Genomic DNA, 14,785 nt, shown 5'->3' on the forward strand with positions numbered 1-14,785 from the left:
TTCTCTTCTATTAAGAAATTCTTTTGTTCCCTTGTCCTGATAGGGAACTATTATCTTTTTTCTTTTTCATAAAAAAGTACGAACACACTACAAATACTGCAATTAGCAGCGTGAGATAAAATTGAGTGCGAAGTGAATCAATAAATGCCATCGCAATAAAGATGCTTGTGATCGCCGCAATCGTTCCATATGTTAAATAAGGAAACAGCCACATTCTGATTTTTAAAGCTTCCGGCTTTTCTTTTTCGTATTTTTTTCTCATGCGCAGCTGTGAAAAAGCAATAACAAGGTACACTAGAAGCGCTACGCCTCCCGATGCGTTTACTAAAAATAAAAAGATTTTATCAGGTGAAAGATAGTTAAAACCAACGCTGATGTAAGAAATCACGGTACACCCTACAATGGCATTAAACGGAATGCCTTTTTTATTCACTTTCAAAAACATGCGCGGCGCGTCTCCTTTTTGCGCCATTGAGTACAGCATACGAGAACTCGTGTATAGACCTGAATTTAAGCAAGACAAAACGGCAGTCAGTACGATAAAGTTCATAATTTGAGCCGCTGCCGGTACGTTTACCAGCTCTAAAATCGAAACGAACGGACTTTTCATCAAGCTTGAAGAATCCCATGGAAGGATGGTAACCAAGATTAAAATTGACCCAAGATAAAAAATTAAAATACGATAAATAACGGTATTCGTTGCGATGGTGATCGCTCGTTCAGGCTGAGCTGATTCTCCAGCCGCTGTTGCGACAATTTCCGTTCCCATAAAAGAAAACATTACAATCGCCACTCCTAAAAAGACAGAGCTGATGCCGTTTGGAAGAAATCCGCCTCTATGAAGAAGGTTCGACGCTCCCGGAGACTCTACTCCCGGTATTAAACCGAGGATAATCGCTCCTCCTAAAAGTAAAAACAGCACTAAACTAACCACTTTAATGAGTGAAAACCAATATTCAAATTCACCAAATGATTTAACGGAGTATAAGTTCGTTAAAGTTAATAAAAATGTTAGGATCAGACTCACACCCCAAGACGGTAAAGACGGAAACCAATATTGAATAATAGTGGAACCAGCAATCGCTTCAACTGCAATAACAATGACCCAGAAAAACCAGTATAGCCAGCCAATTGTGTAGCCGGCCCACGGCCCAAGCGCTTCTCTGGCATATGTGGCGAACGAGCCGCTTGAAGGATTAGCTGTAGACATTTCTCCCAGCATCCGCATAACTAAAATCACCAGTAAACCGGCAAACGCGTATGAAAAGATGGAGCCTGGACCTGCTGCGTTAATGAGCGATCCGCTTCCAATGAACAAACCGGCACCAATAATTCCTCCTAGAGAAATCATGGTTATGTGTCGAATTTTCAATTCTTTTTTTAACTCAGGCGGTTGATGACTCATGTTAAAATCCTCCTCATAAAAACCGTCATTTAAAGAATTACACGTTCTTCGCATCGCGCGTTAGATATGTAAGCCCTTACAAAAATGTGGATAAATAACTGCTGTTTTTCTACCCTCCCTCTATCTGCACATTCAAATGAAGCCTTCACTTGGCTCAAAAGCCAGCTTCATTCGACAAAAACTACTTTTCGAATTATATGATAATTTATCTTGAACAACTTTGTCTATTGTTTTTTTTGAAAGGAAGATTATTTTAGCTTACTAACAATAAACTCTTTCTACTATCGTAATTCTTTACTTCAAACCATCTTTCCATATACTTACCCATATTCTTTTTGTTCAAAATCACTATAAAAAACATAGATCGATTGGTTTTTTAAACAAAAGTGTTTATTTTTAAACTTTTTGAACATTTTTGTTAAAAAACTATGTACAAAACGATAATAACGTGATTATAATACAGGTATAGGGTGTTGGAATATTAATTATGTTGTAAATTTTCTAAAAAAGGGGTAATGAAAATGAACACAATGAATCTTAGCGAGATCAAAAATTACAAACACGAACCTTTCACTGACTTTACGGTTGCAGAAAACAAAGATGCATTTGAAGCTGCATTAGAACTTGTACAATCAGAGCTTGGAAAGGACTATCCTCTTGTAATTGGCGGGGAATTAATTACAACAGAAGATCAAATTCAGTCAATTAACCCAGCAAATAAAGCAGAAGTTATCGGCCGCGTCTCAAAAGCGGATCAAGACTTGGCTGAAAAAGCAATGCAAGCGGCACTTTCTACATTTAATACGTGGAAAAAAGAAGCGCCAGAAGCACGAGCAGATATTCTTTTCCGCGCAGCAGACATTATTCGACGCCGCAAACATGAATTTTCAGCTTACCTTGTAAAAGAAGCAGGAAAGCCGTGGAAAGAAGCGGATGCTGATACAGCAGAAGCGATTGACTTCCTTGAATACTACGCTCGTCAAATGGTGCAGCTAAAAGACGGCGCGCCTGTTGAAAGCCGTGAAGGTGAAGAAAATAAGTTTAATTACATTCCGCTTGGTGTCGGCGTTATTATTTCACCGTTTAACTTCCCGTTAGCGATCATGGCTGGAACAGCTGCAGCAGCGATCGTAGCAGGAAATACAGTTCTATTAAAACCGGCTAACAACACACCGGTGATTGCGGCAAAATTTGTAGAAGTAATGAAAGAAGCTGGCCTTCCAGACGGCGTATTAAACTACGTACCAGGAAGCGGAAGCGAGATTGGCGACTATTTAGTAGATCATCCAAAAACACGCTTCGTTTCATTTACAGGTTCTCGTGAAGTAGGCTGCCGCATTTATGAACGCGCAGCAAAAGTACAGCCTGGTCAAATCTGGCTAAAACGCGTCATTGCTGAAATGGGTGGTAAAGACACGGTCGTTGTAGATAGAGACGCCGATTTAGATTTAGCTGCTTCTTCTATTGTGTATTCAGCATTTGGTTTCTCTGGACAAAAGTGTTCAGCAGGCTCTCGTGCGGTTGTTCACCAAGACGTATACGATATCGTTCTTGAAAAAGCAGTTGCGCTTACAAAAACATTAACAATGGGCAGCCCTGAAGATGTGAATACCTATATGGGACCGGTTATTGATCAGGCTTCTTTCAACAAAATTACAAAGTACATTGAAATCGGCAAAGAAGAAGGCCGTTTAATGACTGGCGGAGAAGCAGATGATTCAAAAGGCTACTTCATTCAGCCTACAATCTTTGCAGATGTCGATGAAAAGGCACGTTTAATGCAAGAAGAAATCTTCGGCCCAGTTGTAGCATTCTGCAAAGCACGCGACTTCGATCATATGATGGAGATTGCTAACAATACAGACTACGGCTTAACAGGTGCCCTTCTTTCAAATACGCCTGAACACATCGAGCGTGCAAAAGAAGAGTTCCATGTCGGAAACCTTTACTTCAACCGCGGTTGTACAGGTGCCATTGTTGGGTACCAGCCGTTTGGCGGATTTAATATGTCAGGAACAGATTCAAAAGCTGGCGGTCCTGATTACTTAATCCTGCACTTACAAGCAAAAACAACAAGCACAACGCTTTAATACTCAGTAGAGCAGCCCTAGGCTGCTCTATCTTAAAACAACAAGGGATTTTTTCTATAGGGGGAGATATTTATGTTAGCAGAAGTATCTAAAAATGTGTTTCTTCACGCTTCCCAAAATAAAGCGCTAAATAAAGCGGCGAAAAAATGGGGCCTTCGCTTTGGTGCAGCTCAAGTGGTAGCTGGTGACACAATTGAACATGCAATCAAAAAAGTGCAAGAACTGAATGAAAAAGGACTTGTTTGCACGCTTGATCATTTAGGGGAATTTGTTTCAAGCAGAGAAGAAGCCATCGAAGCGACTCAATATAACGTCAGAACACTAGAAGCTATGGGCAAAGCTGGTGTAACATGCAACTTATCTGTAAAAATGACTCAGCTTGGTTTGGATATCGACCGCAGCTTTTGCGTTGAGAACATGCGCCGCATTCTTGAAACGGCGAAGAAATATGATAACTTTGTCCGAATCGACATGGAAGACTACGCTCACTGTCAAATGACGTTAGATATTTTACGAGAGCTTCGCGAGACGTTTGATAATGTCGGAACGGTTATTCAAGCTTACCTGTTCCGGGCTGAACAAGACGTAAAAGAGTTAAAAGGAATTCCTCTTCGTTTGGTAAAAGGCGCGTACCAAGAATCACCAACCGTAGCGTTTCAAGATAAAGCCCAAATTGATGAAAACTATATGCGAATTATCGAAGAGCATCTGCTCAGCGGAACATACACGGCCATTGCATCTCATGACCATAACATTATTGCAAAAGTAAAAGAGTTTGCTCACAAAAACAACATCCCGCGCACGCAGTTTGAATTTCAAATGCTGTACGGATTCCGAACAGATATGCAGCTTAGTCTTGCAAAAGAAGGCTATACAATGCGCGTATACGTTCCATTTGGCAACGACTGGTTTGGTTACTTTATGCGTCGCTTAGCAGAAAGACCGCAAAACGTAGCATTTGCTTTAAAAGGATTCTTTTCTAAATAAGCAATCTATTTAGTAAGTATCATAATGAAAACGCTATCATTTCTTTGTACCCTTTGTAGATGCTTCTATAAAGGGTTTTTTTATACTATTTCTCTTCCCTTTCAGTATGTATTACGATAAAATAACATTACGAACAAACGTTCCTTTACTATAAACAAAAAGGAGAGTACATATGAATCCTATATCAAAATTAGCACTGCCTCCTGCACTGGAGCCTTACCGAAAAAAAATCGAAAAAACATGTAAGCCTTACATCCATATTAATACCGTCATGAGCAGTCCAAAATTATATGAAAGCAAGTTTGGCGGCAACCCCTACCTTCCTCTAGAAGCAAGTCATCCTCTCGATTCCAAGGGTAAACCAATGCTGATGATGGCACAAATCAATTTTTCTGACGTGCCTGCCTATGAAAATATGCCATCACAAGGCATGCTTCAATTTTTTATTTGCGGAGCCGATAATGAAAACACAGGTGATGTGTACGGTCTTGATTTTGACCATCCTACGGCTCAAGAAGACTTTCGCGTCGTTTTCTACGAAGACGTAACAACCAACGAAAACAAGCTAACAACAGATTTCACGTATCTAGAAGACATTGATCGAGATATGTTCCCTATTCCTCAAGAAGTAGGCTTACAGTTTGAAGTACGAAGTGAACCCGTTTCCCCTACTGATTATCAATACAACGATATAGAATCAAATTTATTTGACGATGAAGAAACCGAAGAAATCTACTGGGATGAGCTTACGGGCGAGTATCATAAAATGGGCGGATATGCCTTTTTCGCTCAAACTGACCCACGAGAATACGATCAAGCACTGCGCGCATACAATATTCTGCTTCTTCAATTCGCCATGGATAACGAAGCTGATATTATGTTTGGTGATGCGGGGGTGGCAAATTTCTTCATCAAAGAAGAAGACCTTCGCAAGCGTAACTTTACAGATATTTTATACAACTGGGACTGCTGTTGAAAAAAACTCCCTCTTAGATGTAGTTCTAAGAGGGAGTTTTTTATATTACTGTTATTTACCACTCAACCTTTTTTTCCGGCCCTTGCGGCATTGAGCGTTTCTTTAAACTGCCGTAGCGCTTTTACATCTGCAAATGTGCTTGTAGGAATAACGTAGCCGCTCATTGCACTAACAAGTATAAAGATATGTTCATCAGTTTCTCTAATTTGAGTAATGCTTGACCAAGGAGTCTTCATTTCTCCTCTTGAACTTTTTTATGTTTTGTTAAATATCACGGTTTCTATCATATTTCTTTTTCTTTTTAATAGAGTAAATAGTAGATACATAAGATTCTCCTCTTAGAGTTCTCACCTGTTGATTTTAAAATTTCATTAGAGGAGGTTCATTTTATGAAAAATAAGTTTACTGAAAAGCCTAAAAAGCTTTTTTGGATACTTTCTTATAAATCATTGATTATAGCCATACTATTTGTTCTTTTAACATCTGTTGCTATTTTTGCCGTCACTTATTCAACTCTTCAGCATACGCTGCGCTCAAACGTTGTCTATCAAGCATTATCAAATTATAAAGCTCAAAGTTTGTTTTACTTGATGCATACGGAAAACCACCACTTTTCAAATGCCTTTGAAGAAGACTTCTCTCCGCCTCCTCTTTCTTCTGTCGCCTTGCAGCTTGCGACCAATATTCGCGTGGCGGATGCACGAAGTTTATTTGGATCCGAACTGCCCGGCTTTTCTATTTTTGATTCTCATATTCTATTAGCCGGTGAAGGAACGGATTATACAACCATTCCTCATGAATCGGCTCCTCCGCTCGAAAGCATTTCAGGGGAACGTGATTTGGATCCTGCTGAAAGCAAAACGTATGAAGAAAGCAAAAAGAAATCTCAAATACAGGCCAAGCAAAGCACGGGAGACAAAAAAGTTGTGTACATCTATCACACGCACAGCTGGGAATCTTATTTTCCTTTACTTAGTATGCAAGGTGAAGCAAATGAAAATAAAGCAGTTGATAACAAAACCAATATTACGCTCGTTGGTCAAATGCTAGGAATGGAATTAAAAGCGGATGGAATCGGCTCTGAAGTAGATACAACCAACATGACTCAAAAACTGAATGAAAAAGGCTGGGGTACAGGACGAGCCTATACGATGTCTCGCAGTGTAGTAGAAACAGCCCTTCAGCAAAACAAAGACGTAGATTATTTAATTGATATTCACCGCGATTCACTGCGCCAAGACAAAACAACGGCTACTATTAACGGCAAATCATACGCTAAAATGATGATTGTATTAGGTGAAGCGAACCCAAAATTTGATGAAAATGTTAAAATGGCCAAAGCTCTTCATGAAAAGCTTGAAGAAAAATACCCGGGTCTTAGCCGCGGAGTGTTAAGCAAAAAGAAAACAAGCGGAAATAACGGCTTGTATAATCAAGACTTATCCGATCGCTCCATTTTGATTGAAGTAGGAGGAGTCGATAACAACATGGAAGAACTCACAAATACCGTCAAAGCTTTTTCAGATGCGTTCAGCGAGTATTACTGGCAAGCTGAAAAAGTGAATGCGCAGTAAATGATTATATGTGTAAAAACAAACACTAGCTATCAAGATAGCTAGTGTTTGTTTTTACAAGAGTCGCACTTCGCCTTTTCTTCACACGCAAAGCACACCAGCTTTCCTTCAACAACCACACCGTTCAAAAATCCTTCTAAACAGTACACTTTCTTCTCGCATACCGTGCAGGTTCCTACGTACTCTTTCACGACTTTCTCACTCCTCACATAGTATTAAAAACCATAAAAAAGCTCTATTAAAGAGCTTCTTTCCCTACACATGTTTCTCCTTCATTTCAACAGACGGCTCATTTCCTCAGGAGAAAGCGGCTTATCAAATATATAGCCTTGACCGATATGACAGCCTTGTTCCGTCACAAACTGCAGCTGTTTTTCATTTTCAATTCCTTCTGCAGTTAAGTCAAAGTTAAGCTTTTTCCCCATTTGAATAATTGTTTCTACTAACACTTTTCCGACTTCGTCTAAGTCGTCAATAAATGATTTATCAATTTTCAACGTATTGATCGGCAAGTACTTAAGGTAGCTAAGGGAAGAATAACACGTTCCGAAATCATCCATCGCCACTTTTATCCCTAGACTCCGCAGGCGGTTTAGCACTTTTTTTGATTCTTGACTGTTTTGAATAACGCTTTCAGTGATTTCAAGTTCAAGAAAGTGCGGCTCAAGGCCTGTTTCTTTCAAGATCTGTTCCATATCGGTTACAAATCGTGAGGACTTCAGCTGAATCGGTGACACGTTTACCCCTATTTTACTAGCTTTTGAATTCATTTCTGTCCATATTCTCATTTGCTTACACGCTTCTTCTAACACCCACTTCCCGACCGGCACAATCAGACCTACTTCTTCTAAAATGGGCAAAAATTCATTTGGATAGACGGTACCAAATTTTGCGCTATTCCAACGGATGAGCGCTTCTGCCCCTATGACATCAGACGTTTTTAAATCGATTAACGGCTGATAAACCAATTTAAACTCATTTCTTTCGAGCGCATATTTCAACTCATTCTCCATACTGATTCTTTTAATCATTCGTTCATTTGATGAAGACGAACTCATTTCATATGTGTTTCGTCCATTTCGTTTTGCCACATACATCGCAATATCGGCTTGCTTAATGAGCCGATCGATTAGTTCATCTGCTTCTTTTGGAATAATATGCTGCCGACACTCCTTCGAAAATAGGCTTATGCCAACGCTCGTAGAAGTTAACACTTTATCTCCGTCTATATAAAAAGGCAGCGACATTTCTTTTACAATCCGCTCGGTCATTTCCTCAATTTCTGCAACAGTCTTCAGAGAATGCAGCACTAAAATGAACTCATCGCCCCCGTGCCGTGAGATAAAATCCGAGGAAGGAATAGATTTTCTCAACCTTTCTGCTACCCGCCTCAGCAGCACATCTCCGTGATGATGGCCAAGCGTATCATTTATTAATTTAAAGCGGTCTAAATCTAAAAATAAAATGGCCAGCAGTTCAAGAGATTCTTCATCTATAAGCAGTTTTTTCAGCTGCTTGTTTAACCAGTAGCGATTAGGCAAATTGGTTAAAGGATCATAATAAGCCATTTGCTTAATTTTTTCTTCGTACGCTTTTCGCTTTGTAATATCATTACGAATTGATACGTACTGATATGGTTTGCCTCGTTCGTCTAAAAAAGGAACGATAGTTGTATCTACCCAGTAATACGAACCGTCTTTTGCTTTATTTTTTATTTCTCCGTGCCATACCTTCCCTGACCTGATCGTGTTCCATAACTCTTTAAAAAACCGTTTTGAGTGATGTTTTGAATTAATAATACGATGATCTTCACCTAGGAGCTCTTGTCTTTCGTACTTAGAAATTTCACAGAATTTATCGTTCACGTGATTGATGAATCCGCGACTATCTGTAATAGCTACAATCGATGATTCATTTAACGCAAGCTCAATATCATTTAGTTTCTTCAGCGCTTCTTTAAATTTATATTCAAAATGCCTGTTTTCCATAGCCTATACACCTTTGTCAAAATTTTAACGATAAAACAAAACCCATAATGGAATGATAGAGAGGAATCGTGAATAATGAATACAATTTAATCAGCACCGGACAACGAATTGATTTGTCCAATTGCCTTACATTATTAAAATGGTAAGCGTACAATCGCTTTTTTCCTCTTTTTACCTTTACAAGCTTCTTACACGAAGTTTGTAAAAGAATTGATAGATAGTTTCGTTTATCCAAGTCGTTTATCACAACTTTTCTATGGTAACATTAAAATGATTTTTATAGAAATGAAAGTGTACTTTCTTCACTTAATTGCCATACCTTTTGATCGTGAATAGAAAAAAAGCCTCTGCTTCAACAGAGGCTTTTTCCGCTTTCTTCTTATGAATTCGCACGTGTCAGCCACGGAAGGATCAAATTTTGAAAGGTTTTGTTGTATACAACGATTCGGTTAATATAATACGGATCGTTATCTTTTGTAATGACATGCGGCGCTAAAATAGCTGCCTGGTGAAATCCAGCATCTTTCACAATTTTAGCTACATCATCATTTGTATTACCGTATGGATACGCAAAGTAAACGGGGTCCACTCCTAAATGGTTCTTGATCGTTTCTTTGCTTTTTCGTAAATCTTCAGCAAACGCGCTGTATTTAGCAGGCGTCAGAAATAAAGGCTTGTCTTCTTCCAAACGATGCATATCATATGTATGCGAACCAATGGTCGCAAGGCCGCTGTCCATCATTTCTTTTAGCTGATCCCACGAAGCCATATTTAAATTTTGAAAATCAGTTGCTCCCACTTGTCCTGCGATCACGTATAAGGTAAACGGAATGTTTTCCTTTTTTAAAATCGGAAACGCATTTTGATACACTGTACGGTCAATATCATCAAATGAAATCCAAACGCAGCGTTTTGGAAACGTCCCTTTTTGCTGATACGTTTCAATATCTTTTGGCGTAACAAACGTAGCATCAAGTTCCTTCAGCTTTTTTAACTGATGTTCCAACTCATTGCTGTAGACACTATACTCTGTCAGTTCGTCAGACTTTGTAACTGAGCTGACAATTCGATTAAACCAATTATGCTTACGCACGCGATGATAATTTAAGCCTAAGCATCCGTTCGTCTCAAACGTTGGCTCTACGGTCGTTGTTCCTTTCGCCTTGTCTTCCCAGTTCACTACCTTAAAGGAAATAAAGCCAACTACCGCTGCCGCAACCAAAAGGAAGAATACATATTTCTTCATGCGTGCTTCCTCTCCTCAATATGTTTTAACGGATTAACGTCAAACTCGATATAATTCGCACGCTGAAGTTCTTGAATTTGATCCTTAGGTAAAAGCTCAAGGCGCTCTAAATCTTTTATATTCGTATACGCCGGCTCTTTTCGTCGGTTTAAGCTTCCAAATCGCTTTTTGTTGTAGGATCTCCATAAAAAGAGAGATAGGAAAAAGAAACAAAAAATAACAAGCCCAATCACTAAAAACGTTCGAATCTCGCCGTTTGTTGTTTTGAACGTAATTTTCAATACCCCGCTGTAACGGTCATTTACTCCGATAACAGCTGAAAGAAAAAACCAAAAAACCATAGCACTATACAGCCAAAAAACAGATGAAATAACGATACTTATCACCAATCGAGCAAGAGGCTGTTTGGCTTGAATCATGATTTGCTCTTGGTTAAGCCGCGGTCTGGACTGCTCCATGTGGCATAGCCTCCTTTCACTCTAGATCTGATGGCGCGAGGAAATGCACTTATTACCACAACCGTATTCACAATCCAGTAAAGCGCCGGGTACCATGCGGCCCATACGTAATATCGCTTCACTCTGTCATATTTCGAATCAATTTTCAGCGCAATAAACAGCTGAATTAAGCTCATAAACACAAGGGAAAACGAGGTAAATGTAAACCAAAACAGCATGTCTTGAGGACTGCCCGCCGTAACAAGTAACAGCAGAGTTACAAACAGCCATGCGAATGACCAAAAGGTACTGATCCACTGTTCTAGATATACAACCCAAATTCTGCGCTGCTTCCATTTCAATAATACTTTCCAGTGGCGAAGCATTACCTCTTGGCCGCCTTGAGCCCAGCGTACTCGCTGCTTCCAAATTCCTTTTAAGGTCTCGGGCACGAGCATCCAGCACAGTGCTCTCGGTTCATAGCGGATATCCCAAAAGCGCTGCTGCAGCTTCCAGCTTACGGCGATATCTTCCGTAATCATGTCACGATCCCACAGTCCGACGTCCACAAGTGCTTTCTTTCGAAAAGCCACTACTACGCCTGAGACCGTCATTACTTTCCCTAAAATTCGCTGTGTTCGTTTAATAGAACCGATAATAGAAGAATACTCAACTAGCTGAATGCGACTCAGCAGCGTATTACGGTTTCGAATGCGCGGATTTCCGGTAACGGCTCCCAGCCGTTCCCCTTTATGAAGAAAATGATGAATTAGATAATACGGAGCGTTTTGATCTAAAATAGCGTCGGAATCTAAGCAGATTAAAAACTCGGCTTTAGATGCGTGCGCACCTAAATGTAACGCATTGGCTTTCCCTTTATTTTCATAAAGCTGAACCACACGAACTTCAGGATAATCCTTGCTGATCTGCTTTAATATTTCAGCTGTTCCATCCGTGCTTCCATCGTTAATAAGGATGATTTCTTTAGACGGATAATCTAACGCCAAAAGGTGCTTAAGCGTTTCTTCAATCGTCTCCTCTTCATTATAGCAAGGCACTAAAAAGCTCACTAACGGCCAGTCAATTGTTGAAAAATCAACTTTAGGATCTCGGTCTCGATAGCGTATGTAAATAAGCGTGCCAGCAATCCAAAATAAAGACATGATAAATGGATACCAGAAAACAAAGCTCGCAAGCTTTTCGAATCCAGGTATTAAGACGTGTTGCATATTCATTTTTCTGACTCCTTCACACCAATTAAAATTGCATAGAGTGACAATTTTATCACTAAATTGATTAAATAGAACATAGTAATTTTAACCATCTTAAAAAGAGTCTTTTAAACTACTTTTCTTCCTACATTATGAATTTATAAATATAAATAAGAAGCATCATTCTTCACTAAGTTGGAAAATGAAACTTCTTAAAGACATTCACTTTTTTCTATCCTAATTCAGGAATCTCAACCAAAAATATAGATATATATGCTAATACAGGTTTTGTTGTTCAAACAAAGAAACCATTATTAGCGGGGTGTCATATGGATAATCAATACGTTGTAGGATGGGGAACGCTGGCCTTAATTAATGCCGGATTAGCGCAAGGTAAAAACCGAACCGGGTTGAATTGGTTCTTGTTATCCCTTGTTTTAGGACCAATTGCTACCTTCAGCTTGCTGCTGGTTGAAAAGCGATAAAAACTGGTTCAAAGCTTATTGCTTTGAGCTTTTTTCTTTATCCTTCAACTATAACCAATCTCCAAACCTAGTAAAAAAAGTACCGTTTAAAATTTTTTCTGCGCTTAATATGCATAAATCTATTCATCATTCAGACTAAGTATAGCTCAATTTTTTAATTAAACATCTAAACCTACTGTTTAGAAAAGAGATGCTGGGCCTTTTTAAGCCTTTTCCTAATTTTTTTATTTAAAGAAAAAAAACGCTTCTATTCTCCATTTTTCCAATTAATAGATTGGCTATCCCCTTCAATTATTAATGTTTATATAGAATAGTTATGCGTATAATAGACCGGGTTAAACTTCCTGTATTTCGCAATCTTTACAATGAATAAATACTCATTTGCTTCATTTGACAAAGAAATAAATGCTGTGTAATTTAAGTAACATACCCCATCTAAAATGTTTTAGAAAGGATTAAGTAGCAAGATGCGTACAAAAAAAGAAGAGTGTATTATTGATGAAATGGGAAGAGTATCCCTTCCTTCTTTGTTTATGCAACTAACGAAACTCAAGGCGAACGACAAGGTTTTTTTACGGAGCTGCGATGATTGGATTATTATTGATCATCATAATGAAAATGTACCCATGCTTTCTCATGCCTTCATTCGAACAATTGACCATGCAGGTAGAATAGTCGTTCCGAGATCCCTGCGAGATGACTATGAACTTAAGCTCTTTGATTATGTAGAGCTATACGTGGTAGAACAGCAAATTGTTATGAAAAAAAGAGACGAAAAATCGATAGCGCTTTCACAAAAAGCTGCAGCAATTCCTTATTATGTAACATTAGCCGGACGGCAGATTCAGCTCACTTCTGAACTTTTAACGTCAGTTGAATTGGATGCAAACATGGAAGTTCAATTTTTTATTAATCAAAAAAAGAACATCGTGATTCAAAAATATGAAATGAATTTTGGCAAAAAAACGACTTTAATGTTTACGGCTCAATCTCGAAAAATTGATGACCGTTTTCGACTTACCATTCCTAAAAAGCTGCGAGACAATTTTTCTATCCACTCAGGTACGATGTTAAAAATAAAGACGGGCAATAAGCAGCTCATCTTAGAAAAAGTAGAGAATGAAAAAGAAATTAGCAGTATATTGTCTCAGCAAATAGACTCGGCAATTGTTGAAAAATTATCGAAATAAGAACGACTCTCGAAACAAATGCTTCCCTATAACTTCAAGAAAAAAGCTAAGAGTTTAGCATCTGTTTCACACTTCTATACTCAACTCTTAGCTTTTAGACTTACCTTTTTATTTCTTTATATGTTGTCTTTACAGGATAATCGCTAAAACGACTCATCCACTCTTTTACTGTGAGTGTGATACTACCTCGATATGCCGGATTATTCGTGTAGAATTTTACTTTGTCACTGTCAACGATTAACGCTATATAATAATAGTCTTCTTATCATACTCAATGATTCCTTCCATAAGCGTGTACAAACCGGTTACTCCTCCTGATAGCACTCCCTCTAAAATAAAACATTTTTTCTATATTTATCAAAATAATTGCAAATAACCTGAATGTATGCGTATAATGAGATACTTTGCATAGATAAAGAGAGGCTGATTTAGTTGAAGATCTCAACAGGTGCTGAGTTTTACGATAATGACGAGACGTTTTTAGCATATACAAAACGCCGGCAGCAGAAAGAAAATGCGAATGATACGATTGAAAAACCGGCTATTCTACAGCTTCTAGGTGATGTTACAGATGCAAACGTTTTAGACTTGGGATGCGGAAACGCTGGATTTGGCGTGGAGCTTCTTGCACAAGGGTGTTTCTCGTATACGGGAGTGGACGGCTCCACCAATATGATAAACGCAGCTCACCAACAGCTTTCAAACTATCAAAATGCAAAAGTTATTCATAAATCGATGGAGCACTATACTCCACCCCGGGCTGAATACGATTTAGTTACCGCAAGACTGTCTCTCCACTATATGGAAGACTTAGCCTCCATTTTCGTCAAAGTGAATCAAACACTCAAGCCTGAAGGAAGATTTATTTTTTCCGTTGAACACCCAGTCATTACGTCTACTCTTCAGCCTTCTGCTCTACGCACAAACTGGATCGTAGACAACTATTTCTCAATGGGATTCCGCCAGCAGCACTGGATGGGCGGATACGTTCAAAAATATCATCGTACGCTTGAAGAATACTTTACTTTAATGCAGCAAAGCGGATTTACCGTCACAAATTTAAAAGAAGCATGTCCTCAAAAAGAACACTTCGACAGCTATGAAACCTACGAGCGTCGAATGCGCATTCCTTTGTTTTTGCTGATGAGCGGTGTGAAGAACAGATAAACGAAAGACCCTTTGCTTGTCGGCAAAGG

Annotated in this window: 12 protein-coding genes and 1 pseudogene; 7 read left to right on the forward strand and 6 right to left on the reverse strand. The window is 38.9% G+C overall.

Annotated elements, in window-relative coordinates; translation table 11 throughout:
* Window positions 1-10 precede the first annotated feature (10 nt).
* Entirely contained in the window at window positions 11-1,405 is a 1,395-nt protein-coding gene (locus ACLHDF_RS03300) for an amino acid permease (RefSeq protein ID WP_098602543.1), read from the reverse strand.
* A gap of 521 nt (window positions 1,406-1,926) precedes the next feature.
* Here ACLHDF_RS03300 and pruA point away from each other — a divergent pair.
* The 3 genes from pruA to ACLHDF_RS03315 all read left to right on the forward strand — a co-directional run bounded on the left by pruA (window position 1,927) and on the right by ACLHDF_RS03315 (window position 5,458).
* Entirely contained in the window at window positions 1,927-3,495 is a 1,569-nt protein-coding gene (gene pruA / locus ACLHDF_RS03305; protein ID WP_413917595.1) for an L-glutamate gamma-semialdehyde dehydrogenase, read from the forward strand.
* Between the two features lie 72 nt (window positions 3,496-3,567).
* On the forward strand, window positions 3,568-4,482 hold the full coding sequence (locus ACLHDF_RS03310) for a proline dehydrogenase family protein (protein ID WP_413917596.1): 915 nt from the start codon (window positions 3,568-3,570) through the stop codon (window positions 4,480-4,482).
* Window positions 4,483-4,654: 172 nt separating this feature from the next.
* Entirely contained in the window at window positions 4,655-5,458 is an 804-nt protein-coding gene (locus tag ACLHDF_RS03315; protein ID WP_413917597.1) for a YwqG family protein, read from the forward strand.
* A 62-nt stretch (window positions 5,459-5,520) separates the two neighbouring features.
* On the opposite strand, the pseudogene ACLHDF_RS03320 reads toward ACLHDF_RS03315, so the two are convergent.
* Window positions 5,521-5,697, reverse strand: a pseudogene (locus ACLHDF_RS03320) (YcxB family protein); the annotation flags it as partial.
* Between the two features lie 150 nt (window positions 5,698-5,847).
* Here ACLHDF_RS03320 and spoIIP point away from each other — a divergent pair.
* Window positions 5,848-7,032: a stage II sporulation protein P gene (gene spoIIP / locus ACLHDF_RS03325; RefSeq protein ID WP_413917598.1), complete on the forward strand. Its 1,185-nt coding sequence runs from the start codon at window positions 5,848-5,850 to the stop codon at window positions 7,030-7,032.
* Between the two features lie 272 nt (window positions 7,033-7,304).
* Here spoIIP and ACLHDF_RS03330 read toward each other — a convergent pair whose 3' ends face one another.
* From ACLHDF_RS03330 to pgaC, 4 genes are all read right to left on the reverse strand, one after another.
* Window positions 7,305-9,020 carry a putative bifunctional diguanylate cyclase/phosphodiesterase gene (locus tag ACLHDF_RS03330; RefSeq protein ID WP_413917599.1) on the reverse strand — a complete coding sequence of 572 codons (1,716 nt, stop codon included), beginning with the start codon at window positions 9,018-9,020 and terminating at the stop codon, window positions 7,305-7,307.
* Between the two features lie 379 nt (window positions 9,021-9,399).
* Window positions 9,400-10,266, reverse strand: coding sequence for a polysaccharide deacetylase family protein (locus ACLHDF_RS03335; RefSeq protein ID WP_413917600.1), 867 nt, complete (start codon window positions 10,264-10,266; stop codon window positions 9,400-9,402).
* A complete protein-coding gene (gene pgaD / locus ACLHDF_RS03340) occupies window positions 10,263-10,724 on the reverse strand; it encodes a poly-beta-1,6-N-acetyl-D-glucosamine biosynthesis protein PgaD (protein ID WP_413917601.1) in 462 nt (153 codons plus the stop codon). Before pgaD ends, ACLHDF_RS03335 begins: the two co-directional genes overlap by 4 nt.
* Complete coding sequence (gene pgaC, locus ACLHDF_RS03345; protein ID WP_413917602.1) at window positions 10,682-11,938, reverse strand: poly-beta-1,6-N-acetyl-D-glucosamine synthase; 1,257 nt, start codon at window positions 11,936-11,938, stop codon at window positions 10,682-10,684. The genes pgaD and pgaC overlap by 43 nt, the downstream gene beginning before the upstream one ends.
* A gap of 305 nt (window positions 11,939-12,243) precedes the next feature.
* Here pgaC and ACLHDF_RS03350 point away from each other — a divergent pair, with 305 nt between their 5' ends.
* From ACLHDF_RS03350 to ACLHDF_RS03360, 3 genes are all read left to right on the forward strand, one after another.
* Window positions 12,244-12,399, forward strand: coding sequence for a hypothetical protein (locus ACLHDF_RS03350; RefSeq protein ID WP_413917603.1), 156 nt, complete (start codon window positions 12,244-12,246; stop codon window positions 12,397-12,399).
* Between the two features lie 467 nt (window positions 12,400-12,866).
* Window positions 12,867-13,589: an AbrB/MazE/SpoVT family DNA-binding domain-containing protein gene (locus ACLHDF_RS03355; protein ID WP_413917604.1), complete on the forward strand. Its 723-nt coding sequence runs from the start codon at window positions 12,867-12,869 to the stop codon at window positions 13,587-13,589.
* 432 nt (window positions 13,590-14,021) lie between these two features.
* Window positions 14,022-14,756, forward strand: a complete 735-nt coding sequence (locus ACLHDF_RS03360) for a class I SAM-dependent DNA methyltransferase (RefSeq protein WP_413917605.1) — start codon at window positions 14,022-14,024, stop codon at window positions 14,754-14,756.
* Window positions 14,757-14,785 lie beyond the last annotated feature (29 nt).

The sequence above is a fragment of the Priestia megaterium genome, assembly GCF_046599315.1.
In the GTDB taxonomy this organism is placed as follows: Bacteria; Bacillota; Bacilli; order Bacillales; family Bacillaceae_H; genus Priestia; species Priestia megaterium_F.

What these genes read in the sequence shown, in the direction of transcription:
- pgaD (WP_413917601.1), bottom strand. Translation starts at nt 10,724, where the DNA reads ATGGAGCAGTCCAGACCGCGGCTTAACCAAGAGCAAATCATGATTCAA.
- ACLHDF_RS03330 (WP_413917599.1), bottom strand. Translation starts at nt 9,020, where the DNA reads ATGGAAAACAGGCATTTTGAATATAAATTTAAAGAAGCGCTGAAGAAA.
- ACLHDF_RS03315 (WP_413917597.1), top strand. Translation starts at nt 4,655, where the DNA reads ATGAATCCTATATCAAAATTAGCACTGCCTCCTGCACTGGAGCCTTAC.
- pgaC (WP_413917602.1), bottom strand. Translation starts at nt 11,938, where the DNA reads ATGAATATGCAACACGTCTTAATACCTGGATTCGAAAAGCTTGCGAGC.
- ACLHDF_RS03310 (WP_413917596.1), top strand. Translation starts at nt 3,568, where the DNA reads ATGTTAGCAGAAGTATCTAAAAATGTGTTTCTTCACGCTTCCCAAAAT.
- ACLHDF_RS03350 (WP_413917603.1), top strand. Translation starts at nt 12,244, where the DNA reads ATGGATAATCAATACGTTGTAGGATGGGGAACGCTGGCCTTAATTAAT.
- ACLHDF_RS03300 (WP_098602543.1), bottom strand. Translation starts at nt 1,405, where the DNA reads ATGAGTCATCAACCGCCTGAGTTAAAAAAAGAATTGAAAATTCGACAC.
- ACLHDF_RS03355 (WP_413917604.1), top strand. Translation starts at nt 12,867, where the DNA reads ATGCGTACAAAAAAAGAAGAGTGTATTATTGATGAAATGGGAAGAGTA.
- spoIIP (WP_413917598.1), top strand. Translation starts at nt 5,848, where the DNA reads ATGAAAAATAAGTTTACTGAAAAGCCTAAAAAGCTTTTTTGGATACTT.
- ACLHDF_RS03335 (WP_413917600.1), bottom strand. Translation starts at nt 10,266, where the DNA reads ATGAAGAAATATGTATTCTTCCTTTTGGTTGCGGCAGCGGTAGTTGGC.
- pruA (WP_413917595.1), top strand. Translation starts at nt 1,927, where the DNA reads ATGAACACAATGAATCTTAGCGAGATCAAAAATTACAAACACGAACCT.